The sequence below is a fragment of the Paeniglutamicibacter sulfureus genome (assembly GCF_030512175.1).
Lineage (GTDB): Bacteria > Actinomycetota > Actinomycetes > Actinomycetales > Micrococcaceae > Paeniglutamicibacter > Paeniglutamicibacter sulfureus.
In genome coordinates this window covers 801,763-828,328 of record NZ_JAULBL010000002.1, presented here as the reverse complement: position 1 = coordinate 828,328, position 26,566 = coordinate 801,763, and the positions used below count along the sequence as shown (strand labels likewise).

Below are 26,566 nucleotides of genomic sequence, written 5' to 3'. Positions count from 1 at the left end.
GGCGCTAGTCCTTGCTGTCTATACGGATACGCGGATCGATCAGTGCACAGACCACATCCACCAAGAGATTCACCAACACAAAGATGATGGCAATGAGGAAAATGCATCCTTCAATGAGCGGGTAGTCACGGCGATCTACGGCTGTGAGCAGGAGCTTGCCCAATCCTGGAAGCGAGAAGACGTTTTCGGTAACTACTGCGCCTCCGAGCAATGAAGCCATGGAAAGCCCAACCACCGTAACGACCGGTACCAGCGCCGCGCGGAACACATACTTTCCAGTAATGGTCTTCTCGCCAAGGCCCTGAGCACGCGCGGTATTGACGAAAGGCTGGAATTTCGCATCCAGGACGCCATTACGTGAATACCTGAAGAGCGTGGCCGCCTCCAGAACGCCCAGCGCCAGGGCCGGCATCGCCATGAAGGAGAGAAACTGAACGAAGTTTTCCGTTGGGGCCACATAGCCGGCGACAGGGAACCATCGTAAGATCACACCGAACACCAAGACCATCAAGATGGCCAGCCAGAACGTCGGCATGGCAATGCCGACCGCCGAACCAACGACCATGGCCTTATCCGTGATCTTTGATGTGGTTGATGCCGCAATCGCTCCCAGAAGTGGTCCAAGCAAGACGGCAACAATCAATGCCAGAACGGCAAGTTGGGCAGTCACTGTGGCTGCAGCAAGTACTAGCTCGCTCACCGGGGCCCGGAGAAATATCGAGTCCCCGAAATCGAATCGCACCATACGTCCGAGCCAGACAATGAATTGAAGGATGATGGGCTCGTTGAGTCCCATCTCTTCTCGAAGCTTTTCAATGTCAGTAGCAGTGGCTTCTTCGCCAAGGATGACCGCGGCGGGGTCTCCGGGAGTCAGCCGCAGCAATACGAAGAGCAGAACCATGGGCACGGCGATGGTTGGCAGCAACGCCAATAGGCGCTTGAGAATGTAATTGAGCATTAGTGCTGTCCTTCCTTTGACGTGACCTTGGCAAGTGGCTTGAGTTTTGCGAGGCCCGCGATGCGGCGTGCTCGAGGATCCATGGAGTCTCGCAGCCCGTCACCTAGGAGAATGAGGCCCAGCACCGTAACCAAAATGGCCGCACCGGGGAAGACGCCGATCCACCAGGCAACGGCGATGTATTTCTGCGCGGCCGAGAGGCTGGCACCCCAGCTCGGTACTTCGGGTGGGATTCCGATGCCCAAGAAGCTCAAGGCGGCGATGGAGAGCACAGTTGCAGCGAAACCCATTGTTGCTTGAACGATCAGGACGGAGACGGCTTCTGGGGCAACATATTTGGACAGAATCCAAGAGTCCTTGGCACCCATTGCCCGGGCGGATTCGACCATGGGAGTCGATTTCACGCTGAGTGATGCCGAACGAACCACGCGCGCAATCGGGGGAATCAAGACCACTGTTAGTCCGAAGACCACCGGCCCTACGCCCCGGCCTAGAACGCCAACCAGGCTCATAACCAAAATGATGTTTGGGAACGACATCATCCCATCGATGATGCGCATGACCACTGCATCAACCTTTGGGAAGTACCCGCAGATGATTCCGATCAGGTAACCGATGACTATGGCCAGGACCGTACAAAGCGCGGAGATTCCGAGGGCAGTTTGGGCACCAAAGAGCAGCATGGTCCACATGTCGCGCCCTTGGTCATCAGTACCCAGCGGGAATGCCGCTTGGGGCGCTTTCAGCCGGTTTACCGGATCGACAAAATTTGGGTCCCCGCCAAGAACCGGCGCTAACAGGGCTAGGCAGGCCACCAGCAAAATGATGACTGCACCCGTCATCGCTGAGGGGTCCCTTAGCAGGGCCTTTAATGTTGGTTTCATGTTTCTCTTCTTATCCGCGAACGATCAACAGCGAGATTTCTTGCGCAGGCTGGGGGTGGTTCCGTCATCTTGAATCACACGGAGACGGAACCACCCGCCCACACCCTCGGGTGTGCTTAGTTGCCGATCCATACGTTATAGAAGCCGCGCACAGTCCCTTGCGTCGGTTCAAACCCACCGATACTGGCTCCGATGACGCTCAACCGCGGTTCGTGCCCGAGCTTCACAAATGGCAGCTCGTCCCAGATCAGCTGTTGCATTTCATTCCAGGCAGGCAGACGGGCTTCGATGTTTTTGCCCGCAGTGACATCAGCCATCAACGACTTCTTTTCATCCGTGGTCCACCATCCCGGGAAATCGTCGTTGAGGAACACTACTGTCAGCGGATCCGAATAGGCGGTACCGCCGGCAAGGAAAATATCCCACTTAGAGGGATCAGTGCGGGCGGAGCCGAAGGTGGCCGCATCCATGGCCTGCAGGTCCACTACAAAACCGATGCCTTCCAGCTGCTGCTTGAGCAGGGGGCCGTAGCCATCGGAGTCGGGACGGTAGAGCACACGGACCGGAGTGCCGTCATATCCTGCCTCTTGAAGCAAAGCCTTACCGGCATCAACACTTCTGTTCTTGTAAATGTCTGCACCGGCATCCGAATACCATGGCGAGCCCTTGGGGAACAGGCTCGAGTCATCAGCAAAGTACTCGGTCCCGCCAAGTTGCTGGGTGGCAATCGCTACCGGATCTACGGAGTTCAATACCGCCTGGCGCATTTTCAGATCTGCCATCAGTCCGGATTTGTTGTTCAGCTGCAGCAGCGAGAATCCAGCGCCCTCACTCACCACTGGTTCCAGTGATGGGTCCGCCTCATAGACAGAAAGCTGATCCATGCTCATGAACTGTGGAACGATGTGCGCCTGACCGGTACGAACTTGGTTCAGGGCATTGGCGTCGTTAAAGGGGATGAACTTAATCGTGTCCGCATAGGCTGTCTTGGCCCCGGTTGCACCATCTGCTTTTTCGCTGCGTGCGGCGTAGTCGTCAAAACGCGAGATCACGGCTTGCTGGTCGGTCGCGAAGCTGTCCAGCTTGTAGGGACCGGTGCAATCCAGTGAGGTCAGGTCCCTTGAACCGGCCGCTTCCAATGAAGCGGCTGACATGATGTAGGCACCAGTGTCCGGTGTTGCCAGCAGCGCTGGGATGGCACCCGACGGTTGGTTCGTGGAGATCGAAACGGCCAGCGGGCCAGCCGCGGAAATTTCCTTGGTCAACGAGCTGAACAGCTCACCGGCATCCCCGCTGCCATAACGCTCCAGCGAGGCGACCACATCAGCTGCCGTCAGTTCGCCGCCGCCATGGAATTTGACGCCTTCACGAATCTTGATGGTGTAAACACCGGTCTGTTCGTCATACTCGTAGCTTTCGGCAAGCCCGTTGTCCACCGTGGTGTTCGCTGCGTTGGCAAAGAGGCCCTCGCACGTTGAGGCTGCAACCATCCAGTTCGACCGCGAGGTCGTTACATATGGGTCGATCATCGCTGGGAGTGATGCAACGACAAGCTCACCACCGGTAACCGGTTCGCTGGATCCGGCAGCAGCATCCGAGCTTGGTCCGCCGCCGCAGGCAGAGAGTGCCATTGCGGCACAGAGCAGAGTGCCGATCTTCACAGCACTACGTTTCGAAATCATGGCGCAGCCTTTCAATAAATTCCAGGTGGGGAGCCCGCGAGTGGGGTTCAATCAGAGTAGGGGGTTTCGAATGTGACACCCGTTTCATTTACCGCAGTCGCGGTAAATGAAAAGTAGGCAGGGCCTGGGGGTTGGTTTCCATCCAAAATTCTTGATCGTCCGGGACATCGGAAGTACATGTCGGCAGCCAACAATGATCTGCACCGTGAACCGTCCTGTGGTCGGCCCCTTCATTCGGGTTTTCTCCGCAGCCATATCGCCCACGAGCTGGAACACCACTGAGGCCGATAGCCGTGTCACCATCGGAGAACGCCAGATCCACGACGAAGTGAGTTGTGGTACCGGGTGAACAAAGCCGGGCAGGTGGGTCTCATAATCGTGCAGGACCCCTCAGGGCGCAGATCCCGATGACTGCTTTTTTCACCACCGATCTCACTGCCAGCGCGGCACACGTCCTCTCTCGTCATGTTGCACGCTGGAGGATCGAGGTCCCCTTCCGGGATGCCACGTAAGACCTCGGCGGGCACGACCCGCAGTCCCGATAGCGGCATGGGCCCGAACGGGTAGCCGCACCGTCGCCATGGTTGCATGCCGCCACATGGTGCTGGTATCTGGAAGCCCACCCTGACGGGCGGACGGCGATCATCCGGCAGTGGGACCGATCCAAGGCCGGCCCAAGATTCATCGCTTGTCCGGCCGCGCTACAGCGGGCGATGTGGTCCCGCAATGTCCCGCGAACCGGGCGAGCGGTGAAATTTGGCATTGATACGCGCGCCCGACCGCAAACCCACCGGCGTCACCGTGGGGCAACCGGAAAATGCTGTCGGGCCGTGCGGGGATTTAGCCGGCGGAGTCCAGCTGGAAGGCCTCCAGGCGTGCCTGCATTTCCCAATACGGCGTGGCGGCCGGGATCGGCATGCCGTCGCGCAGGGCGCTGACACTCTCCACTGCGGCGTCCACCGCGGCGCGGTACGGCAAGGATCCGGAGCTGACACGACGCACGCCCAGCTTCCCCAGTTCGGCAACGCCCAGCGTGTGATGGGCCAACACATTGACCGGCAGCCCGATCCCGTCGGTGATGCCGCGGATGTCGTCCGCGGCCACAACCCCGGGGGCAAAGATCCCGTCGGCGCCGGCGTCGGCATAGGCAGTGGCGCGGAGCAGGACGGCATCCACCGTGGCCTGCTCGGAGAACCAGAAGTTGTCCACCCGGGCGTTGATGAATACCCCGGGGCTGCGTTGCCTGATGGCGGCGATCTTGGCGGCAACCCTTGCGGGATCCACCAGGTGCCCGTCCCGGCTGTCCTCAAGGTTGATCCCGGCCACGCCCAGTATTGCCAGTTCGGCGACGAACTCGGCGACCTCGGTGGGGTCCTCGGAGTAGCCGTCCTCGATGTCGGTGGTGACGTGCAGGGGCAAGCGGACAAGCTGCGCCGCGAGCGCAAGGGTTGCACCCTTGCTGGCCCCGTAGCCATCAGGCATGCCGGCGCTTGCAGCGATGCCGAAGCTGGTGGTGCCGACTGCCGGGTAGCCCGCCGCCGCAAAGGCCAGTGCCGAGCCCACGTCCCAGGCGTTGGGCAACAAGAGTGGCGCATCTTGGTGGTGGAGTTCGTGAAACGTGGCCATGGTTTTTTCCGTCCCGGGTCAAGCCATTTGCAGGATTCCCCCAGCCTACAAGCGCGGCCATGACGAACAAGGGGCCGTCCCCTGCAACTGCCCATGCCGCACCGCCGTGGCTCTCCGGGGTGCGGCCTTGGTCGCCAACTTTTCCGGGCGGCTCAGCCCGCGGGAACCAGCCCCGCCTCGGCCGGGCTGGAAATCGGGAAGTGGCATTCGGCCATGTGGGCGCGCTCGGCCGGTCCAATGGCGGGCATCCCCAGCGAGATCGTCCCGTCCGCGGCCGGCCCCGAGGCCTCGGGTCGGCGCGAGGCACAGATGTCCTGGGCCTTCCAGCATCGGGTGCGGAACCTGCAACCGCTGGGCGGATCCAGCGGCGAGGGCAGCTCACCATTCAGCACGATCCGCTTTGCCGGGCGCATTGCAGGGTCGAGCTTGGGCGAAGCCGACATCAAGGACGCGGTGTACGGGTGCAGCGGCCGGTCAAAGACATCCTCGGTCACTCCGGTTTCGATGATCCGGCCCAGGTACATCACCGCGACCCGGTCGGTCACGTGGCGGACCACCGAGAGGTCGTGGGAGATGAAGATGTAGCTGACCCCCAGCTGCTGCTGCAGCTCGTTGAGCAGGTTCAGCACCTGCGCCTGCACCGAGAGGTCCAGCGCGGAGACCGGTTCGTCGAGGATGATCAAGTCCGGGTCCAGGGCCAGGGCGCGGGCGATGCCGATGCGCTGGCGCTGGCCGCCGGAGAACTCCTGCGGCGTCTTGTACGCGTCGGTGCTGCGCAACCCCACCAAATCCAGCAGCTCGTTCAGGCGCTTGGAACGGGCCGCGGAGCCCCGGTACAGGTCCTTGTGCGTGGCGAAGGGCTCGGAGATGATCTGCCCGGCGCTCATGCGCGCGTTCAGCGAGGCGAAAGGGTCCTGGAAGACCATCTGCACCCGCCGGCGCCAGGCCAGCAGCTCCTTGCCCTTGAGCGCAAACGGGTCCTGACCGTCGAAGCGCACGGTGCCGGAATCGGGGATCTCGAGCATCATCAGCGTGCGGGCCAGCGTGGATTTTCCGCAGCCGGACTCGCCCACCAGGCCCAGGGTCTCCCCCTTGCCCACCGACAGGCTGATCCCGTCCAGGGCCTTGAGCTTCCGCGATCCGCCGGAGCCGGCGGAGACGGTGAAGGACTTGGACAGTTCCTGGACCTCGAGGACGTTTTGCCTGGGTGCCTGGGTGTCGTGGGTGCTCATCGGTTTTCCTCCAGCAGGGTCGACGTGGTTTCCGGCGAGGCAACGGATTCGGCGGCCGGTGTTGCGCTGGTGTCGGCGCGCAGGGATTCGGAGAAGTGGCAGGCGGAGAACTGGTTCGCACCGGTGGGGCGCAGCTCCGGCCGCTCCTGGCGGCAGATCGCCGCGGCCATCGGGCAGCGGTCCGCGTAGACGCAGCCGGACGGGATGTTCTTGAGCTCCGGCGGACTGCCCGGGATCGAGGACAGGTCGTCCCCGCGCCGCGCGTGGGTGGGCACCGACTCGAGCAGGCCCTTGGTGTACGGATGGGTGGGGGTGGAAAACACCGTGGCCACCGGCCCGCTTTCGACCACGTTGCCCGCGTACATGATGCACACGTCGTCGGCTTCCTCGGCCACCACCGCCAAGTCGTGGGTGATCAGCACGACCGCCATGTCCTCTTCCTCGCGTAGCCGGCGCAGCAGCGCCATGATCTGCGCCTGCACCGTGACATCCAGTGCGGTGGTGGGCTCATCGGCGATCAGTAGCCGCGGGCCCAGCGCCACGGCCATGGCGATCAGGATGCGCTGGCGCATGCCGCCGGAGAACTGGTGGGGGTAGGCAGCGACCCGCACCTCGGGCTCCGGGATGCCGACCCGGCGCATCAATTCGATGGCCTGGGCACGGGCTTGCTTCTTGTTCATGCCGCGGTGGATCCTAAAGGCCTCTCCGAGCTGCGCGCCCACGGTGTAGACGGGGTTCAGTGCCGTCAGCGCGTCTTGGAAGACGATGCCCAGACCGGGCCCGGCGACCTCGCGGCGCTGGCGCGGGGTCATCGCGTTCAGGTCCCTGCCCTCGAGCTCCACGGTTCCCCCGGCCACGGAGGCGACGGGATCCAGCAGGCCGGCGATGGCCTTGGCGGTCATGGACTTTCCGCAGCCGGATTCGCCCAGCAGCGCCAGGGTCTGGCCCTGATAGGCGGTGAAGGAAACGTTGCCCACCACGCGCACGGTGCCCGTGGGGGTGCGGATGTCCACGTCGAGCCCGGTGACGGCCAGGACGGCCTCGGCGGTGGCCGCCTCGCTGGTTTGGGGATCAAGTACTTCCATCATCACTTTGCCTCCTTGGCTGCGGTCTTCAGGGCCTTTTTGGCCGGACGTTCGAGGGTCAGGCGCCAGCGCTGGGCCGGGTCGGTGGCGATGCGCAGCCAGGCCGCCAACAGGTTCGCGGCGATCGCGGTGATGACAATGGCCAGGCCGGGAAGGATCGAGAGCCACCAGGCGGTCTGCAGGTATTGGCGCCCCTGGGCCACCATCAGCCCCCAGCTCACGTCGGGCGGCTGGATACCGATGCCCAGGAAGGACAGCGAGGATTCGGCGAGCATGACGTAGCAGAATTCCAGCGTGGCCAGGGTCAGCAGGGTCGGGGTGACCACCGGGATCACGTGCATGGCGATGATGGAGTTGGGCTTGGTGCCAAAGGTGCGTGCAGCGTCCACGAAGGTGCGCGACTGCAGTTCGGCGGATTCAGCCCGCGCGGTGCGCATGTAGATCGGGATGCGGGTCACGGCCAGGATCAGCACGATGTTCGCAACCGAGGGGCTGAAGACGTAGAGGACCACGACGGCCAGCAGCAGGGAGGGGAAGGACATGATGATGTCGGCGATGCGCATCGAGATGTTCTCGCGCCGCCCGCGGTGGAAGCCGGCCCAGACGCCCCAGAGGGAGCCGATGAGCAGGGCCACCAGGACCGCGGGGACCGCGACCATGAGGGTCGTGCGGGTGGCAACGACCAGGCGGGCGAGCACCGAACGGCCCAGGGAGTCGGAGCCCAGCACGTAGGCCCACCCGTTGGCCGGGTCGAAGGGCGCCTTGTTCATGAACATCAGGTTTTGCTTGGTGGCCAGTTCGCCCATGAGCGCGGGGCCGAAGATGGCCACCAGGACCACGAGGCCCAGAACCACCGCTCCGACGGAGGCGAACTTGTCGCGCAGCAGCATCCGGAACATGCTCGGACCACCGAGCCGTGCCTTCTTGGGCCGGGGCCCGCGGTCGCGCAGCTTGGGCGCATTCAGTGTCTGTGTCATGGTCTTTCCTAGACGTTCGCGCCGGCGGCGGCAGGGACGTTGGTTTCACTGGGGGTGGTGGAATCGGGCCCGGGAGTGAGGTCCCGTGCCTTGCGCCGTGCCCTGGCCCCCGCGGTGGGACGGACCCGCGGGTCCAGCAGCGCGTAGCCCACATCGATCACGATGTTGAGCACGAAGATCGCCAGGGCCGTGAGCAGCACGCAGGCCTGGAGGACGGCGAAGTCGCGCTGCAGGATCGAGTCGATCATCAGCTTGCCGATGCCCGGCCAGCCGAAGATGGTCTCGACCACCACGGCCCCATTGATCAGCCCGACCGTGAGGTCCCCGGCCACGGTCAGTGCCGGGGCCGCGGCGTTGCGCAGGGCGTGGCCGGTCACCACCCGGTATTCGGTGGCGCCCTTGGAGCGGGCGAGTTTGATGTAGGGCTCGGAGAGGGAGGTGACCATGGCTCCGCGGATCACCTGCACGAGCGCCCCGAAGGGCCTCATCACCAGGGTCGCCACGGGCAGCACCCAGGCGGCGGCGCCCATGACGCCGGAGGTGGGCAGCCAGCCCAAGTAGATGGCGAAGACCCAGATGCCCACGATGGCCAGCCAGAAGTCGGGGATCGAAGCGGCGGCCATGGAGACGAAGGACGCGAAGCGGTCCAGCACCCCGTTGGGCTTCAGGGCGGCCGCGGAGCCCACGATGATCGCCAACACGATGGCGATCACCATGGTCATCGCGGCAAGTTGCAGCGTGGCCGGGAAGGCGCGCAGCGCCATGGCTGCGGCATCCTCCCCGGTACGCAGCGAGGTTCCAAAATCCAATCGCAAGAGACCACCGAAGTAGTCGGCCATCTGGAGAAGGACGGGTTGGTCCAGGCCGTTCTTGGCAATGAAGTCCGCGCGAATCGCGTCGGTGGCGTTCAGTGGCAGGTAGAGGCTTGCCGGGTTTCCGGTCATCCGGGCCAGGGCGAAGACACCCACCACCACAACCACCAGCGGCAGTGCGGAGGAGATAATCCGTTTACGCAAATAGGTGAGCATTATCCAGGTTGCTTTCCGTCGAATTCTTGATTGCCAATGCCTTGCGAAGGCTTTGGAAGGGGAACTACTGGCCCTTGGTGACTTCGGCCAGGCGCAGTTCGTCACCCGAGGAGGAGTTCGGCTCGTAGCTCACGGTGCCTGCCACGCCGAGCATGCCGGTCTGGTGGGCGATGTGGGCGAACTGCACCACGTTGTCGTTCTGGTAGGAGAAGACCTTCTCGAAAGCGCCTTGGCGGTCTTCGCCGGTGGCGGCATCGGCCGTGGTGATGAGCTTGTCGAGCTCCGGGGTGCCGAAGGCGGACTGGGCTCCCTTGGTCATCATGTACTGGTCGACGGTGAAGGCGGCGTCGCCGGCCTGGTTGCCGTGCTGGGTCATCAGCATGATGGCACCCTCGTCATCCGTGGGGAACGGGCGGACCTGGTAGGTCAGGTGCTGGCTGGTCTCGAGCATCTTCAGCTTCACGTTCAGTCCTGCCTGCGTCAGCTGCTCCTGGATGACCTGGCCCAGCTCCTCGATCTTCGGGAACTGTGCGGAGCGCACGACCAGGCTGATCTGGGCCGAGGTGTCAGCGCCGGCTGCCTTGGCCTCTTCGACCAGGGCCTTGGCCTTTTCCGGATCGTACGGCCAGACCGGGAGGGACTCGCTGTGCCCCACGACGCCCTCGGGTACCAGCTGGGCAGCGGCCTTGTCGCGTCCGCCGTAGAGGGAGGCGACGATGGCTTCCTTGTCGATGGCGTAGTTCACGGCCTGGCGGACCCTGATGTCGGTGAAGGGCGCCTTGTCGGCGTGCATGCGCAGGGCTACGGTTTCGTTGTTGGGGTAGGAAACGCCCAGGTCCCCGATGTTGTCTTCCGGGCTCAGGCCGGTGGCGATGTCGGCCTCGCCCGAGGTGATCATGGCGGCGCGGACGCTGCCCTCGCTCCTCCACTGGTAGTTGGCTTTCGGGAAGGCGGGGGCCTCGCCCCAGTAGTCGGCGAAAGCCGAAGCATTGATGCTCTGGCCGGCGTCCCACTTGTCGAGCTTGTAGGGGCCGGTGCCGATCGGTTCGCGCACCTTTTCGGTGGTGGAGGTCTCGGCGGGCACGACCTCCAGGAAGGAGAGGCGAAGCGGCAGGATGGGGTCGGCCTTCGGGGCGGTGACCGTCAGGGTAGTGTCGTCGACGACCTTGACCTTCAGGTCGTCGTCGCCAAAGACGTAGCCCTCGACGTTGCAGCCGAGCTTGCCGTTGACGGCTCGGTCAATGGTTGCCGCGGCGTCCTCGGCGGTGAATTCGGATCCGTCGTGGAACTTCACGCCTTCACGCAGCTTCAGGGTCCAGATGGTGTCGTCCGTGCTGGTCCATTCGGTGGCCAGCTTGGGCTCAAGCTCACCGGTGGTGGGGTTGCGTTCGATCAGCGGTTCGGTGATGGTCGAACGCACCACGACGCCGGTGCTGGTGAGGTTCGATTCGCAGGCCTCCAGCGTCGGGGGCTCCTGCTGCAGGACCACGCGCAGGGTGTCACCGGCCGCCGGTGCGCCGGCTCCCGAGGAACCCGCGGCCCCCGAGGAGTTGGCCACGGAGCAGCCGGACAGTGCCGTGACGCCCAGAAGGGCGCCGGCGGCCACGGCCATGGAGAGTCGACGGGTGCGGGTCACGGGGGTCGTTGCCTTGCTGGAAAAAAACATCGGTGTTTCCTCTGCGGTGAGCGAAGTGGACGAGTGTGAACGACCAATGCGAGGGGATCTGCCGGTCGTGTCCCCATAGCCTTGACGCCGGAACCAAGGCCCGTCAAGGGTCCGCTTCCGCATGAACTCGCGGTTCTGGGACGGTTGGTTCCGATCGGCTTTCGATGCGCATTGTGACTTCCGCTACATCACGCGGCTGACGGGGAACCAATGCCCCAACGGTATTGATCCATGCATTCTGCGTGTTGGACGCGCATGCTTGCGTCTCCCTAGGATTCAGGTATGTCAGCAGATACCAGCGCCATCACGCGGCGCGACCCCAGCCCCATATCCGGGAACGCCATCATGCGCGTCGGCCCGGTCAACCCCACGGTCGCCAAGGCGCTCGTTGACGACTACGACGCCCTGGTGCTCCCCGAGCCCGGAGCCGCCCGCGAGGAATTCCTGACCGAACACGGCGAGTCGATCCGTGTCGCCGTGTGCTCGGGGAAAATCGGCGTCGACACCGACCTCATGAAGCGCCTGCCAAACTTGGAGGCCATCGTGAACTTCGGAGTCGGCTACGACGCCACCGATGTCGCCCAGGCCACCGAACGCAACATCCCGATCAGCAACACCCCCGACGTTCTGACCGACTGCGTCGCCGACACCGCACTGGGCCTGTACCTTGACACCCTGCGCTCACTGAGCGCCGCCGAGCGCTTCGTGCGCGCCGGCACCTGGGCAACCGGCGCGAACTTCCCGCTGGCCACCCGTGCCAGCGGCAAGCGCGTGGGCATCCTGGGGCTGGGGCGCATCGGCGCGGCAATCGCCAAGCGGCTCGAGGCCTTCGGTTGCGAAATCCACTACCACAACCGCTCGGAAATCAACGGCAGTGCCTACACCTACCACCCCTCGGCAGCGGCCCTGGCCGCGGCCACCGACGTGCTGATCGTGGCGGCGGCAGGCGGCCCCGCATCTGCCGGGTTGGTCGATGCAACGGTGCTGGAGGCAATTGGCCCGAAGGGCTTCCTGATCAACATTGCCCGCGGCAGCGTCGTGGACGAACCGGCACTGGTGGCGGCCCTCCAAAATGGCGGGATCGCCGGAGCAGGGCTGGACGTATTCGCCAGCGAACCGCACGTTCCCGAAGAGCTCCTTGCCCTGGACAACGTGGTCCTGCTGCCGCACCTGGGCAGCGGCACGCACGAGACGCGCGCCGACATGGCGGAGTTGACGCTGAACAATCTGCGCAGCTACGTGGAATCCGGAGAGCTCGTCACTCCCGTCTCGTAGGCATCCCATTCCACGCGTGGCCCACCCGGCGTTCCGGGTGGGCCACGGGCGTTTTCTCCCCATGGGTCTGGATGGGAACCGGGATGAAAAATTCTCCGAAACTACTTGTGCTACAAGTTTGCAACTTATACGATAAGTTGTATTCATCGACACAGTTCCCCACTTCCTTCCCAGGAGCACAGACCCGCCATGAGCTACACCCCCGATGCCATTCGCCACGTCAAGCTGTCCACCGCCCGGCTGCCCCTGGCCACCCCGATCTCGGACGCCAAGGTCTTCACCGGGCGCCAGAAACCCATGACCGAGGTCGTCTTCCTCTTTGCCGAGATCAAGACCGAGCAGGGCCACGAAGGCTTGGGCTTCTCCTACTCGAAGCGTGCAGGCGGACCGGCACAGTTCGCCCACGCCAAGGAAGTCGCCGAGACCATGATCGGCGAGGACCCCAACGACATTGCCAAGCTCTACACCAAGCTCTTGTGGGCCGGCGCCTCGGTGGGCCGCTCGGGTGTCGCCACGCAGGCACTCGCCGCCCTCGACATCGCACTTTACGACCTGAAGTCCAAGCGTGCGGGCCTGCCGCTGGCCAAGTTCCTCGGCTCGCACCGCGATTCGGTGCGCACCTACAACACCTCCGGCGGCTTCCTCAACGCCTCGATTGCCGAGGTCAAGGACCGCGCCAGCCAGTCAATAGAGGAAGGCATCGGCGGCATCAAGATCAAGGTCGGCCTGCCCGATTCCTCCGAGGACCTCCGCCGCGTCGCCGCGGTGCGCGAGCACATCGGCCCGGACGTGCCGATGATGGTGGACGCCAACCAGCAGTGGGACCGCGCCACCGCAATGCGCATGGGCCGCAAGCTCGAGGAGTTCGACCTGGTCTGGATCGAGGAACCCCTCGATGCCTACGACGCCGAGGGCCACGCGGCACTCGCCGCTGCACTCGACACCCCGATTGCCACCGGCGAGATGCTGGCCTCCGTGGCCGAACACGAGCGCCTCATTGCCACCCGCGCCTGCGACATCATCCAGCCCGACGCCCCGCGCATCGGCGGCATTACCCAGTTCCTGAGTCTGGCCACGCTGGCCGACCAGGCCGGCTTGGACCTGGCACCTCACTTCGCCATGGAGATCCACCTGCACCTCGCAGCGGCCTACCCGCGCGAACCCTGGGTGGAGCACTTCGACTGGCTGGACCCGCTGTTCAACGAGCGCCTCGAGACCAAGGACGGGCGCATGCTGGTTCCGAACCGCCCGGGACTCGGCTTCACCTTCAGCGACCAGGCCCGCGCCTGGACGACCGACACCGTCGAGTTCGGCCGCGCCTAGTCGCCCCGCCGCGGCGCGCGTGAAAGCATTCATCCTATGAAACCCAATCTGACGGCCGGCCTGGTTGAGCACCTGCGCGGGCAGATCAGCACAGGACTCATCGCCCCGGGCGACAAGCTCCCGAGCGAGAATGCCCTGATCGCCGAGCACGCCGTCTCCCGCACCGTGGTGCGCGAGGCGCTGACCAGGTTGCAGGCCGAAGGACTAGTCCACACGCGGCGCGGTGCCGGCAGCTTTGCCCTCACTCCCCCGCCTCCCGAGACCGGTGCGCAGGCGCGGGTCCCGCGGACCCTTGCCGAACGCCGGCAACTGCTCGAGTTCCGGATGGGTCTGGAATCCGAGGCGGCGGCGGCCGCGGCGATCACGGCGAGCGCCGGCACCCTATCCGCGCTCGACGACGCACTCGAGGCATTCAGGAAGGCGGGTACCAATGCCTCGCGTTCCATGAGCTGCGATTTCGACTTCCATGCCGCCGTTGCGGCAGGAAGCGGCAACCCCTATTTCCTAGATGCGGTGCGACACCTCGGTCCGGCCATGATCGCCATGCCGCTCCAACGCCTGAAATCACGGGATTCCATCCCCGACTCCCGCCTGGAGCAGGTTGCGACCGAGCATTTGGGCATCCGCCATGCCATTGCCTCGGGCAACGCCATGGCCGCCGCCGCTGCCATGCGCGTGCACCTGGCAAACTCGCTGCACCGGCTCGAAGTCGAAGCCGGCGTTGCCACACCCACTCCCTAAGCGGGCCGGCCCCGCCTCCGTAAGAAGGAAACAGCCCCAATGAAGACTCCTGGAACCACCGATCAATTTGATGTCCTCATCATTGGAGCCGGGATCATGGGGGCGACGGCGGCCGGGCTGCTGGCCACCCTGGAACCCTGGCGCATAGGCGTGCTTGAGGCTCTGGAGGTCGTCGGTACCGAGAGTTCGAATGGCTGGAACAACGCCGGAACCGGACACGCCGGCTTGTGCGAATTCAACTACACACCTGCCGCGGCCGACGGCAGCATCGATCCGGCCGATGCCTTGGTCATCCACGAACAGTTCCTCGTCTCGGCACAATATTGGGCGCACCTTGCGGCTCGTGGACGCCTGGGTGCGCCGACCGACTTCATCCGCAGCGTCCCCCACTGCAGCTTTGCCCGCGGCCGATGGACCGAGGTCCTGCGCACCAGGCATGCCGAGCTCAGCGCGCACCGACTGTTCGACTCCATGGAATACACACATGACCCCGAAACCCTGCGCCAATGGCTTCCCCTGATGTTCCAGGGCCGCGAGGCGACCGATGATGTTGCCGCCACCCGCAGCATGCGGGGCACCGATGTGGACTACGGCTCCCTGACCTCCCGGCTCATGGCCGATGCCACGGCCGCTGGCGTCGATCTGCAGCTGGAAACCCGGGTGCGCGGCATTTCCCGGGACCCGGAAACCGAAAATTGGCGGATCCGCGCCCAGGGAGCCAACGGCGATCGCGAGCTGACTGCCACGTATGTCTTCGTCGCGGCCGGCGGCGGCACTCTCCCGCTGCTCCAGACCGCACGCCTTCCCGAAACCGCCGCCATCGGCGGATTCCCGATCAGCGGATTGTTCCTGCGCACCGACAATGCCGAGCTCATCAAGCAGCATCGGGCCAAGGTCTACGGACACCCTGCCGACGGCGAACCCGCGATTTCCGTGCCGCACCTGGACCTGCGGGTTCTTGACGGCCGGGAGTACCTGATGTTTGGCCCGTTTGGCGCGTTCTCGCCGCGCTTCCTCAAGCGCGGCAGGCTGCTGGACCTGGCCAGGTCGGTGACCCGCGGAAACCTGGCAACCTTGCTCTCGGCCGCACGCACCAACCTGGACCTCGTGCGCTACCTGGTGTCACAGATCCTCACCACCCCGGCACAACGCCTGAAGGCACTGCGGGTGTTTGTTCCCCACGCGCGAGCCGAGGACTGGAAGCTGGTGAAGGCCGGGCAACGCGTCCAGGTCATCAAGCGTGTCGATGGTGCCGGGGCTATCGCCGGATTCGGCACCGAGGTCGTACTCACCGGAGACCGTTCCTTGGCGGCACTGTTGGGTGCCTCCCCCGGGGCGTCTGCGTCGGTGGGCCTGGTGCTGGACCTGCTGAAGCGCAGCTTCCCCGAGCGCTACCCGGCCTGGCTGGCAGCGCTGCGGACGGACATGCCGGACCTGGGCAGCGAGCTGAATGCAGACCCCGCCGCCCTAGCCCGAGTGCGAGAGCAGGTTGGCGGACACCTGCGGTTGGATTGGTGATTGGACCGCGGACCGGATTAACTGCCTCTGCCGATCATGCCCGCACGGCATCACACGGTGCCATTTTCGTCTTGGACTTCCCGATGCACCCGCACCTAGCGTGGAAGGAGAATTACTAGGTCTTCCGACGAATAGGACACATCGATGCCGCGCACCGACGCACAAACACTTGATCTTGACTCCGCCGAGGTGCAGACCGCGTCAATCACGGACGTGACCATCACACCCGTCGCGTTTGCCGATCCGCCGCTACTCAACGCCGTGGGCGTGCATGAGCCATTCGCGCTGCGCGCGATCATCCAGGTCCATACCGACACCGGCGTCACAGGCCTCGGGGAAACGTATGGGGATGCAGGACACCTCAAGCGCCTGAAACTGGCGGCCGACGCGGTGCGCGGCGCCGATGCCTTCAACATCAATGTGATTCGAGGGCGCATCGCCGCGGCGCTGGAGAATGACAGCGTCAAAGGCGGCCACGGAATGAGTGGCATGGTCACGGGGTCTTCAACCGTGGACCGCGTCTTTTCGCCCTTTGACGTTGCGGCCTTGGACATCCAAGGAAAGCTGCTGGGAGTCCCGGTCAGCACACTGTTGGGAGGAGCCGTGCGCGATTCCATCCCCTTCAGCGGGTACCTGTTCTACAAGTGGGCCGGGCATCCCGGCCAGGAAGACGACGCCTGGGGCGAGGCCTTGGACCCTGCGGGCATCGTGCGCCAGGCCCGGACCATGGTCGATGGCTATGGATTCACCGCGCTGAAGCTCAAGGGCGGGGTCTTTGCCCCCGAGCAGGAAGCCGCCGCCATCGAGGCGCTGCGCGCGGAGTTCCCCGATCTCCCGCTGCGCATCGACCCCAACGCCGCCTGGAGCGTGGAGACCTCGGTTGAGATCGGCAGGCGACTGGATGGTGTTCTCGAATACCTGGAGGACCCTACACCGGGCCTCGACGGCATGGCCGAAGTCCGCAAGCGCGTCTCCATTCCGCTGGCAACGAACATGTGCGTCGTCAGCTTCGCCGACTTGCCGCCGGCCATCGAGGCCGGCTCCGTCGATGTCGTGCTCTCGGACCACCATTTCTGGGGAGGCCTGCGCCGTAGCCAAAACCTAGCCGGCATTGCGCAGACTTTTAACTTGGGACTTTCCATGCATTCAAACTCGCACCTAGGCATTTCGCTGGCGGCCATGGTCCACCTGACCGCGGCCACCCCGAACCTCGACTACGCCTGCGACACCCACTGGCCATGGAAGGACGCCGCGGACGACGTCATCGTCCCCGGTGCCTTGGTGTTCTGCGGCGGCTCCGTTGCGGTCCCCACGGCACCCGGGCTGGGAATCGAGCTGGACGAAGCCCAGCTTGAACGCCTTCACCAGCAGTACCTGGACTGCGGCATGACCGAACGGGATGACACCGGATACATGCAGCGCCTGCACCCCGAATACGAGCTCGCAAGTCCGCGCTGGTGACCCGATAGAGCTCTCGATAGGACAACCCGAGAGGGCAAAGAAGTTCTTGGGTTGGAACGCCTGTGGGCCCGCTCTTACAGCGGGCCCACAGGCGTCGTTGGATGTCTCGCGAGAGCGCCGATGACTCCAGCTCCTCGAGGCCCGAATACGTAGGCAACCGGCAATTTTTACCTGCATGACTTGCCGGCGCGAACCTCGATGCCTCGTCCTTCGAGAAACATCGCGAGGGAATCCACCGCGCGTCGTGCCGACAACACGGCTGTGGCCGCCTCCCAGGTAGGGAAGCGGCCACAGCCGTGTTGTGTCCAGGGAGTCTAGAAGTCCGGATTCTTTGCCTTGACGGCCAAGACGGGCCGGTCGGCTTGCAGGAGGATCCGTTGTGCGTGGGAACCCATGATGAACTTTCCCACCTGCGAACGCTGTCTCAAGCCAATGACGATCAACGACACATCGTGTTCTTCGGCCAGTTCCAGGATTTCAGAGGCCAGGTCCTCCCGATGGGTGGAGGACAGGAGCATGACGTCCACTCCGGCCGCCGAGGCAGCTTTCTCGACGCGGTCCAAATCATCGGGAGAGGCAACCGATTTGTCCACGAGTACTCCCTCACGCGCCGAATTAACGACGAACAACTTTTCGTTCCGCAGCTTTGCCTCGGCAATGGCGGTATCGACCGCGGCTTCCCCCACGGGGGTGGGTACGTAGCCAACCAGAATACTCATACTTTTTCCTTAATTGATTCCGAAACCACGGACTTTCTGCGGTTTTTGAGGGCGCTCTGGACCATGGGCCAGACCGCCACGATGACGAATGCCACGATGAGAGTGGCCGAGATCGGTCGGGTCATGAACCCGCCGATATTTCCGTCCAGGACCAGCAACGAGCGCCTGATCGAGGATTCAAGCAGGGAACCCAGCACGAAAGCCAGGACCAGTGGGCCCGGATCGAATCCGAACTTCTTCATCAGGTAGCCAACGCCGCCAAAGAAGACCACCAACACCACGTCAAACATGGAGTTGTTGATCGTGTAGGCGCCAAGCATTGTGATCAACGCGGTGATCGGGGCCAGAATGGCTGCGCGGACGCGCAGGATCTTGACAAAGAGGCCCACCAACGGGATCGACATGATCAGCAACAGGATGTTCCCGATGTACATCGAGTTCACCACGCCCCAGAAAAGGTCGGGGTGTTCCTCGACCAACTGCGGGCCAGGTGTCACTCCCTGGATCAGCAACGCCCCGAACATCAGCGCCATGGTGGCGTTCGCCGGGATGCCAAGTGTCAACAACGGGATGAATGAACTTGTGGCCGCCGCGTTGTTCGCGGTCTCCGGGCCGGCAACGCCCTCGATGGCGCCCTTGCCGAATCGGGAGGGATCCTTGGCGCGTTTCTTTTCCGTTGCGTATGCCGCCAACGACGAAATCGTTGCGCCACCGCCGGGTAGGATTCCCAGGAAGAAGCCGAGCACCGAGCCACGCCCGATGGCACCGGAAGCATCCTTGAGGTCCTTGCGCGACGGCCAGGCGTTGGCAACCGCGATCGGGGCCGAGGCGGCGCGGTGGCGTTCCTCGAGGTTGTAGAGGATTTCACCCAGGCCGAAGAGTCCCATGGCCACCGGAACGAAGTCGATGCCGTCGGCCAAGGAGAGATTCCCAAATGTAAAGCGCTCGGCGCCGGTGAAGATGTCTCGTCCGGCTGTTGCCAGCAACAGCCCCACGGCCGCGGCAATGACGGCCTTGAGCTTGTTGCCGTTGCTGATGGTGGCCACAAGCAGAATGCCCAACAGCGCCAGCGCAGCATATTCCGGCGGGCCGAAGTCCAAGGCGAACTTGGCAACGATGGGGGCAAAGAATGTCAGGCCGATGATGCCTACGGTGCCGCCGATGAATGAACCGATGGCAGCAATGCCCAGCGCGGTGCCGGCCCTGCCTTGTTTCGCGAGCATGTACCCGTCAAAGACCGTGACCACCGAGCTGGCTTCGCCGGGAAGCCGTAACAGCACCGAGGTGATGGTTCCGCCGTATTGGGCACCGTAGAAGATGCCGGCGAGCATGATGATTGCCGTGACGGGCTCGACGCCGTATGTCAGCGGGAGCAGGATGGCAATGGTTGCCGCCGGGCCGAGCCCGGGCAGGACGCCGATGAGCATGCCGATCACGACGCCGAGCAGGCAATAGAGCAGGTTGGTGGGGTCTAGGACTACGCCAAAACCATCCAAGACTGGCTGGAAAAAATCCATGGGTTGACCTTCGATCGGGTGAAGCTAAAAGAGGTGGGGGATGCTGGTTCCGAGGGCGAGGATAAAGATGCCGTAGAAGGCGGCCACGACGATCAGCGAATACAGGACCGCGGAACGCCAGGACTCTCCGCCGAGGAATTTCATCCAAACGAGGCTCAGGAGCAGGGACGGGATCTCGAACCCGATAACGGGCATCAGCGCGACCATGCCCACGAGGGTCAGGATGCCAATCAGCGGAAGCCACGAGAGCTTGGAGAACTTTTCGCCCGCCCCGCCCTGTCGGCCCGCCACAAGCTGCGCGAGGCTGACCAAGGTCAAGGCGACCGAGACGGCAAACGGCCACATGCCCGGTGCCGGTTCGGCGGGGCTGCCAAGTCCCAGTTGCCAGGAAAGCAGCATGCCCGCCACGCCGATGGCTACGGCAACCAGAGTGGAGAAGAAACTGGCGGCGCGCCCGCCCGCAGGTGGTGCCTCGGCCTCCCATTGCGCCGCCAGTTCCTCGGGTGTCAGGGCATCGTCAACGTCAACGGATGGAGCGTTGTCCGGCTCCGAGGTTGGTGCTTTGGTCATTGTCGCTCCTGAAGAATGTTGAGTCTGCCGCATCGTTTTTCTACTTGCCGGAAAGGGAGATTCCGTGTTCATCGACCAAGGCCTTGTACTTCTTGGCCAAGGCGGTCCATTCCGTCACGATCTCTTCACCGCTGATCTCGCGCGGAGTCAACAGGTTCTTTTCGTTGAAGTCCTGGTATTCCTTGGTCTTGAATGCGGCTTCGAACGACTTCACGAGGCGTTCCTTGACTGCGTCGGGCGTACCCTTGGGTGCCACCACCGCGCGGTACTGAGAGACCGGGACGTCGTAGCCTTCTTCGGTGGCGGTGGGAACGTCCGGGAGGAACTTGTTGCGCTCGGTGGAGAACACGACGATCGGCACGAGCTTTCCTGCATCGATCTGGGCCTTGGCTTCGCCAAGCTGGACGGTTGCAAGCTGGACCTGGTTGCCCAGGACCGCAGTCACCGCCGGTGCACCGGAGTCAAAAGGAACCTCGGTTCCACCGATCTTGGCCTGCTTGAACAGGACCGCCTGGGCCAGCTGTGAACCTGTTCCCACGCCCGTGGTTCCGTAGGTGAACTTGTCCCCGGCCGCCACGATATCCTTGATGGATTTGACGCCCGCCGCAGGGTTGGCCACCAACACGTAGTCGTCCTGGGACAGGCCAACGAGGACGTCCACATCGTCGAGGGTGACGGCTTCGGCTTCACCCACGGCCAGTGGGGTGATGGTGATCAGCGAAGCGTTCAGGGTGGCCAGGTCGTAGCCGGTGGCGGGCTTGCCTTCGAGCTCCTTCATGGCCAGTGCGCCGTTGGCACCGGGCTTGTTGACCACGGGCATTGGCACTCCGAGATCGGTGCCTGCGCTGTTTGCCAGGGCGCGGGCGATGAGATCGGTGGATCCGCCGGGCGCCGCCCCGACCGTCAGGTTGATCGGGTCTGCCGGAAAAGTGTCGCTCGTACTGGCTGAGCCGGCTACGTTGCCGCCACATGCAGTGATGGCCAGTAGCGAGGAGGCAGCGACGACTCCAAGGATGGTTCGGCGAGTGGGGAACTTCTTCATTAGTTGCTCCTGGGCGTTTTTTCTGAGTCGAGTGGAACCGCGGGGGATGGCCTAGATGTTTCATCATGTGAACGGCATCACGCCTGCCCCGTAGAACACCGAGCTTAGGAAGTCAGTATGATGCATGTCCAAGCCCAATACTGCATTGAGTGATACCCGGAAGGCATCATGTTTACATTGGAACAAGCACGCAGCTTTATCGCCGTGGCAGAAGAGCTGCACTACGGCCGGGCGGCGGAGCGACTGAATATGACGCAACCGCCTCTGAGCCGCCAAATCCAGAAGCTGGAAAAGGAAATCGGCGCGGAGCTCCTGGACCGCAACAATCGCCGTGTTGCGCTGACCGCGGCCGGGCAGGCCTTCCTCACCGAGGCCCGAAGCATCATCACGTCGGCACACAGGGCGCCGGTCATGGCCCGGCGCATTGCCGCGGGACGTGCCGGGATTCTGCGCATCGGATTCACCGCCGCATCCGGATACACCTTGCTCGGCCCCCTCCTGACGGAGATTGCCGAGCACATGCCGGAGATCGACATCGATCTGCGGGAGTTGGTCACCGGCGAGCAGATCCAGGCCCTGGTTGACGGGGACCTGGATCTCGGCCTGGCCCGGCCTCCGTTTGATGCCGACATCTTCGAATCCCAACTACTTTTTTCCGAGAACCTCATGCTGGCGACACCCACCAACCACCCGCTCAACCAACTCAAGCGACCCGTCACCGCAGCAGACCTGCGCGATGCTCCGCTGATCATGCACTCCCCCACCCAGGCCCGATACTTCTACGACCTAGCCGTCCGCCACATGGCCATCGAACACAAGAATGTCGTCCACACCGTGAGCCAGATCCTCACCATGATCGCGCTGGTGGCGGCGAACCGCGGGGTCGCATTCGTGCCCGAATCCTCCATGGCGCTGGGGATCGACGGGGTCAATTACCTTCGGCTTGCCGGGGTCGAAGGCGACATCGTGGAAATGCACGCAATCTGGAACCGCGAAATCCGGAACCCTGCGATCACGAGCCTTTTGGAAGTCGTCCGAGAGCGGGCCGCGGAGTAAGGCTTTGTGATACCCAACGAGTATCAGTCAATACAAATATGGGCTTGGACATGCATCGATAGTGCTACCTAGGCTGAGGTCAACGAACAACACCATCGTCCGTCGCCACCAATCCACGTCGTCGTGGAGGCGCCCAGCTTTAGGAGTATCCCCATGGCCACGTACACCCCCGCCGAACTTGCCACCACGCTCAAGGACGGGCTGCTCTCCTTCCCGGTGACCGCATTCGATGCCGACCTGGAAATCGACGAGGCCGCCTACCGCCGCCACCTCGACTGGCAGTCCAGCTTCGGCGTCGCAGGCCTCTTCGCCGCCGGCGGCACCGGCGAGGGTTTCACCCTCACCCCGGAGGAATCCGCCCGCGTGGTGCGCATGGCAGTCGAGGAAGCCGGCTCACGCGTGCCGGTGCTCGGCTCGGCCGGAGGCTCCACCAAGCAGGCCATCCTCAACGCCCAGGACTCCGAGGCCGCCGGCGCCCAGGGCCTGCTGTTGCTGCCGCCGTACCTGACCGAGTGCGACCAGGACGGCCTGTTCGCCCACGCCTCCGCCGTTTGCTCCTCAACCTCCACCGGCGTCATCGTCTACAACCGCGCCAACGCCATCTACTCGGCCGACACCGTGGCCCGCCTGGCCGACACCCACGAGAACTTCATTGGATTCAAGGACGCCACCGGGGACATCGAGCACCTGACCCGGGTCTACACCAAGAACGGCGACCGCCTCTTCTACCTGGGTGGCCTGCCCACCGCCGAAACCTTCGCCCTGCCGCTGCTGCAGCTGGGCATGAGCACCTACTCCTCGGCCATGTACAACTTCGTTCCGGAGTTCGCCCTCGAGTTCTACCAGGACGTCCGCAACCAGGACCGCGCTGCCGTCACCGAAAAGCTCAAGCGCTTCGTCCTTCCCTACCTGGACATCCGCGACCGCGTGTCCGGATACGGCGTCTCCATCGTCAAGGGTGGACTGAAGGCCATCGGCCGCGACGCCGGATCGGTGCGCCCGCCGCTGCAGAACCTCACCGAAGCCGACCTGGCCGATTTGGGCGCACTGCTGACGCAGGCCGGCCTGATGCCTGCAGCAGCAGCCGTCTAAACCTTTCCAGCAGGACGCACCAACATCTTCACCGATATACCCACCTTCCGACGCAGGAGCAGCAATGTCCACGGATACCCAGCAACTCACCGGCCAGTCCATCCTGGCCGGGATCGCCACCCCGGGCAACGGAAAAGAGGTGCGCGGCTTCAACCCCGCCACCAACCAGCCCCTCGAACCGGCCTACTCGCTGATCGACACCGAACAGTTGGAGCTGGCCACGACCGCAGCCGAGGACGCCTTCGATTCCTTCCGTGCCCTTGACCCGGAAACCCACGCCGCCTTCCTCGAGGCCATCGCCGCGAACATCGAGGCCTTGGGAACCGAGCTGGTTGCCCGGGCCATGGAAGAGACAGGGCTTCCCGAGGCACGCCTGACCGGCGAGCGCGGGCGCACCTGCAACCAGTTGCGGCTCTTCGCCCAGGTTGTCCGCCAGGGCGACCACCTCGGGGTGCGGATCGACCCGGCACTGCCGGAGCGCACGCCCATGCCGCGCGTGGACATCCGCCAGCGCAAGATCCCGGTGGGTCCGGTCGCGGTGTTCGGTGCGTCCAACTTCCCCCTGGCCTTCTCCACCGCCGGCGGTGACACGGCCTCGGCCCTGGCCGCGGGCTGCCCGGTGGTCTTCAAGGCACACAACGCCCACCCGGGCACCAGCGAAATCGTGGGCCGGGCCATCACCGCCGCCATCACGGATGCGAACCTGCACCCGGGCATCTTCTCACTGGTCTACGGACCGGGCGCAAGCATCGGCCAGGCGCTGGTGTCCGACCCGCGCATCAAGGCCGTTGGCTTCACCGGTTCCCGCGGCGGCGGCACCGCGCTGATGGCCACCGCGGCCGCGCGCCCGGAGCCGATCCCGGTCTACGCCGAGATGAGCTCCATCAACCCGGTCATCTTCTTCGCCGGCGCCTTGGCAGAGGACTCAGCAGGCCACGCCAAAGCCTACCTGGGCTCGGTCACCGGCTCCAGCGGCCAGCTGTGCACCGCCCCGGGCATGGTCTTCGTCCCGGCCGGGGCTGCAGGCGACGCCTTCGCCGCCGCGCTTCGTGGCGAGACCGCCGATGTCGCAGGGCAGACCATGCTCACCCAGGGCATCTACAACTCCTGGGTCCAGGGTGTGGAAAACCTTGGCCAGCAGGCTGGTGTCGAGCTCTTGGCCGAGGGCTCCAAGGGGGCAACCGAAAACGCCCCGGCCCCGTCCATCTTCTCCACCGGCGTGGAGCAGCTGCTGGACAACCCGGTGCTGCACGAAGAGATCTTCGGCGCCGCCTCCCTGGTCATCCGCTACGAGAACGCGGCCGACCTGGCCTCCGCCCTGTCCAAGTTGGAGGGCCAGCTCACCGCGACCCTGCAGCTGAACGATGAAGACCATGAGGCCGTCGCCGCGGTGCTGCCCATCCTGGAGCGCAAGGCCGGACGCATCCTGGTCAACGGCTGGCCCACCGGTGTCGAGGTCGGCCACGCCATGGTCCACGGCGGACCGTTCCCGGCAACCTCGGACACCCGCACCACCTCGGTCGGAACCCTGGCCATCGAGCGCTTCCTGCGCCCGGTCGCCTACCAGAACATCCCCGACTCCTTGCTGCCGGCCCCGCTGCAGCAGGCCAACCCCTGGAAGCTGACCCGCCGCATCGACGGCACCCTGAAGACCGCCGGAGAACAAGCATGAGCACAGCACAACCCACCATCGCAGCCATCGAGGTCGTCCCGGTTGCCGGGCACGACTCGATGCTGCTGAACCTCTCCGGCGCCCACGGCCCGTTCTTCACCCGCAACATCACCATCATCACGGACTCCGACGGCCGCACGGGCCTGGGTGAGGTGCCCGGCGGCGAGGCGATCCGCAGCACCATTCAGGAGGCCGGCGAACTGCTCATCGGTGCCCCGGTGGCACGCTACCGCTCGCTGCTGCGCGAGGTCGCCACCAAGTTTGCCGACCGCGATGCGGGCGGGCGCGGCGCGCAGACCTTCGACCTGCGCACCACGGTGCACGCGGTCACTGCCATCGAGTCGGCCCTGTTGGACCTGCACGGCCAGTTCCTCGGCGTTCCGGTCGCGGAGCTGCTGGGCGACGGGCAGCAGCGTGATGCGGTGCCGATGCTCGGCTACCTCTTCTATGTGGGCAACCCGGATGACACCGATCTCCCCTACCTGCGCGAGCCCAACGGCACCGATGACTGGGAGCGCGTGCGCCGCGAAGAGGCCATGACCCCCGAGGCCATTGTCCGGCTCGCCGAGGCCGCACAGAAGCGTTACGGCTTCAAGGACTTCAAGCTCAAGGGCGGCGTGCAGGAAGGCGATGCGGAAGTCGATGCGGTCATCGCCCTGAAGCAGCGCTTCCCCGAGGCTCGCATTACCCTGGACCCCAACGGCGGCTGGCTGCTGAAGGATGCCATTCGCCTGGGCAAGAGGATGCAGGGAGTCGTCGCCTACGCCGAGGACCCCTGCGGTGCCGAGGGCAAGTTCTCCGGGCGCGAGGTGATGGCCGAGTTCCGGCGCGCCACCGGCCTGCAGACCGCCACCAACATGATCGCCACCGACTGGCGCGAAATGTCCCACGCGGTGCGCACCAATGCCGTGGACATCCCGCTTGCCGACCCGCACTTCTGGACCATGGCGGGTTCCGTGCGCGTGGCCCAGCTCTGCAAGGAGTTCGGACTGACGTGGGGTTCGCACTCGAACAACCACTTCGACATCTCCCTGGCCATGTTCACCCAGGTCGGCGCCGCAGCGCCGGGCGAAATCACGGCCCTGGACACGCATTGGATCTGGCAGGACGGGCAGGGGCTGACCGAGGAACCGCTGCTGATCCGCGACGGCGAGATCAAGGTTCCTGCACGTGCGGGCCTGGGTGTCACCCTTGACCGCACGCGGCTGGCCGAGGCCCACGAGCTCTACCTGGAACACGGGCTGGGCTCGCGCGACGACGCGGCATCCATGCAGTACCTGATTCCCGGATGGGAATTCAACGCAAAGTCCCCGGCGCTGGTCCGCTAACGCCGATCTTGCAAAACGCCTCATAAAAAGCAGGGACGCGGGAAACGTTCGTCGGAACGATTCCCGCGTCCCTGCCATGCTTAAACGCGGGCGTGGATCGCGCCCGCTTTTTCA

Annotated in this window: 22 protein-coding genes; 9 read left to right on the top strand and 13 right to left on the bottom strand. The window is 64.3% G+C overall.

The features are described 5' to 3' along the window. Positions 1-4: 4 nt before the first annotated feature. The 9 genes from Q2T94_RS10430 to Q2T94_RS10390 all read right to left on the bottom strand — a co-directional run bounded on the left by Q2T94_RS10430 (position 5) and on the right by Q2T94_RS10390 (position 11,138). Positions 5-958 carry an ABC transporter permease gene (locus Q2T94_RS10430; RefSeq protein WP_302264167.1) on the bottom strand — a complete coding sequence of 318 codons (954 nt, stop codon included), beginning with the start codon at positions 956-958 and terminating at the stop codon, positions 5-7. After that, positions 958-1,842, bottom strand: a complete 885-nt coding sequence (locus Q2T94_RS10425; RefSeq protein ID WP_302264164.1) for an ABC transporter permease — start codon at positions 1,840-1,842, stop codon at positions 958-960. Before Q2T94_RS10425 ends, Q2T94_RS10430 begins: the two co-directional genes overlap by 1 nt. 116 nt (positions 1,843-1,958) lie before the next feature. Beyond that, positions 1,959-3,524, bottom strand: coding sequence for an ABC transporter substrate-binding protein (locus tag Q2T94_RS10420; RefSeq protein WP_302264162.1), 1,566 nt, complete (start codon positions 3,522-3,524; stop codon positions 1,959-1,961). An 840-nt stretch (positions 3,525-4,364) separates the two neighbouring features. Then, positions 4,365-5,150: an isocitrate lyase/PEP mutase family protein gene (locus Q2T94_RS10415; RefSeq protein ID WP_302264160.1), complete on the bottom strand. Its 786-nt coding sequence runs from the start codon at positions 5,148-5,150 to the stop codon at positions 4,365-4,367. A gap of 152 nt (positions 5,151-5,302) precedes the next feature. After that, positions 5,303-6,382: an ABC transporter ATP-binding protein gene (locus tag Q2T94_RS10410; RefSeq protein ID WP_302264159.1), complete on the bottom strand. Its 1,080-nt coding sequence runs from the start codon at positions 6,380-6,382 to the stop codon at positions 5,303-5,305. Continuing rightward, a complete protein-coding gene (locus tag Q2T94_RS10405; RefSeq protein ID WP_302266405.1) occupies positions 6,379-7,470 on the bottom strand; it encodes an ABC transporter ATP-binding protein in 1,092 nt (363 codons plus the stop codon). The genes Q2T94_RS10410 and Q2T94_RS10405 overlap by 4 nt, the downstream gene beginning before the upstream one ends. After that, positions 7,470-8,444 carry an ABC transporter permease gene (locus tag Q2T94_RS10400; RefSeq protein WP_302264158.1) on the bottom strand — a complete coding sequence of 325 codons (975 nt, stop codon included), beginning with the start codon at positions 8,442-8,444 and terminating at the stop codon, positions 7,470-7,472. Before Q2T94_RS10400 ends, Q2T94_RS10405 begins: the two co-directional genes overlap by 1 nt. Before the next feature lie 8 nt (positions 8,445-8,452). Beyond that, complete coding sequence (locus Q2T94_RS10395) at positions 8,453-9,472, bottom strand: ABC transporter permease (protein ID WP_302264157.1); 1,020 nt, start codon at positions 9,470-9,472, stop codon at positions 8,453-8,455. Positions 9,473-9,536: 64 nt separating this feature from the next. Beyond that, positions 9,537-11,138, bottom strand: coding sequence for an ABC transporter substrate-binding protein (locus Q2T94_RS10390; protein WP_302264155.1), 1,602 nt, complete (start codon positions 11,136-11,138; stop codon positions 9,537-9,539). 282 nt (positions 11,139-11,420) lie between these two features. Here Q2T94_RS10390 and Q2T94_RS10385 point away from each other — a divergent pair, with 282 nt between their 5' ends. From Q2T94_RS10385 to Q2T94_RS10365, 5 genes are all read left to right on the top strand, one after another. Beyond that, entirely contained in the window at positions 11,421-12,413 is a 993-nt protein-coding gene (locus tag Q2T94_RS10385) for a 2-hydroxyacid dehydrogenase (protein ID WP_302264153.1), read from the top strand. 189 nt (positions 12,414-12,602) lie between these two features. Continuing rightward, positions 12,603-13,736 (top strand): L-talarate/galactarate dehydratase, encoded by a 1,134-nt coding sequence (locus tag Q2T94_RS10380; RefSeq protein ID WP_302264151.1) that lies wholly within the window; start codon positions 12,603-12,605, stop codon positions 13,734-13,736. Positions 13,737-13,772: 36 nt separating this feature from the next. Continuing rightward, positions 13,773-14,477: a FadR/GntR family transcriptional regulator gene (locus Q2T94_RS10375; RefSeq protein WP_302264149.1), complete on the top strand. Its 705-nt coding sequence runs from the start codon at positions 13,773-13,775 to the stop codon at positions 14,475-14,477. 39 nt (positions 14,478-14,516) lie between these two features. Further along, positions 14,517-15,995 carry a malate dehydrogenase (quinone) gene (gene mqo, locus Q2T94_RS10370; protein WP_302264147.1) on the top strand — a complete coding sequence of 493 codons (1,479 nt, stop codon included), beginning with the start codon at positions 14,517-14,519 and terminating at the stop codon, positions 15,993-15,995. 144 nt (positions 15,996-16,139) lie between these two features. Then, complete coding sequence (locus Q2T94_RS10365; protein WP_302264145.1) at positions 16,140-17,456, top strand: glucarate dehydratase family protein; 1,317 nt, start codon at positions 16,140-16,142, stop codon at positions 17,454-17,456. A gap of 314 nt (positions 17,457-17,770) precedes the next feature. On the opposite strand, the gene Q2T94_RS10360 is transcribed toward Q2T94_RS10365, so the two are convergent. From Q2T94_RS10360 to Q2T94_RS10345, 4 genes are read right to left on the bottom strand one after another with little or no spacing between them, the layout of a single operon-like run. Then, positions 17,771-18,175 carry a universal stress protein gene (locus Q2T94_RS10360; RefSeq protein ID WP_264268829.1) on the bottom strand — a complete coding sequence of 135 codons (405 nt, stop codon included), beginning with the start codon at positions 18,173-18,175 and terminating at the stop codon, positions 17,771-17,773. Next, positions 18,172-19,692 carry a tripartite tricarboxylate transporter permease gene (locus tag Q2T94_RS10355; protein ID WP_264268828.1) on the bottom strand — a complete coding sequence of 507 codons (1,521 nt, stop codon included), beginning with the start codon at positions 19,690-19,692 and terminating at the stop codon, positions 18,172-18,174. Before Q2T94_RS10355 ends, Q2T94_RS10360 begins: the two co-directional genes overlap by 4 nt. Positions 19,693-19,716: 24 nt before the next feature. Continuing rightward, positions 19,717-20,262, bottom strand: coding sequence for a tripartite tricarboxylate transporter TctB family protein (locus tag Q2T94_RS10350; RefSeq protein ID WP_264268827.1), 546 nt, complete (start codon positions 20,260-20,262; stop codon positions 19,717-19,719). Between the two features lie 40 nt (positions 20,263-20,302). Then, the gene (locus Q2T94_RS10345) at positions 20,303-21,304 is read right to left on the bottom strand and encodes a Bug family tripartite tricarboxylate transporter substrate binding protein (protein WP_302264141.1); all 1,002 of its coding nucleotides are present in this window, start codon (positions 21,302-21,304) and stop codon (positions 20,303-20,305) included. A 168-nt stretch (positions 21,305-21,472) separates the two neighbouring features. On the opposite strand from Q2T94_RS10345, the gene Q2T94_RS10340 reads away from it, so the two are divergent. The 4 genes from Q2T94_RS10340 (at position 21,473) to Q2T94_RS10325 (ending at position 26,452) form a co-directional block, all read left to right on the top strand. After that, the gene (locus Q2T94_RS10340; RefSeq protein ID WP_264268825.1) at positions 21,473-22,360 is read left to right on the top strand and encodes a LysR family transcriptional regulator; all 888 of its coding nucleotides are present in this window, start codon (positions 21,473-21,475) and stop codon (positions 22,358-22,360) included. A 153-nt stretch (positions 22,361-22,513) separates the two neighbouring features. After that, on the top strand, positions 22,514-23,452 hold the full coding sequence (locus tag Q2T94_RS10335; protein ID WP_302264139.1) for a 5-dehydro-4-deoxyglucarate dehydratase: 939 nt from the start codon (positions 22,514-22,516) through the stop codon (positions 23,450-23,452). A 64-nt stretch (positions 23,453-23,516) separates the two neighbouring features. Continuing rightward, positions 23,517-25,124, top strand: coding sequence for an aldehyde dehydrogenase (NADP(+)) (locus Q2T94_RS10330; protein WP_302264138.1), 1,608 nt, complete (start codon positions 23,517-23,519; stop codon positions 25,122-25,124). Beyond that, positions 25,121-26,452: an enolase C-terminal domain-like protein gene (locus Q2T94_RS10325; protein ID WP_302264137.1), complete on the top strand. Its 1,332-nt coding sequence runs from the start codon at positions 25,121-25,123 to the stop codon at positions 26,450-26,452. Before Q2T94_RS10330 ends, Q2T94_RS10325 begins: the two co-directional genes overlap by 4 nt. The last annotated feature ends 114 nt before the right edge of the window (positions 26,453-26,566 follow it).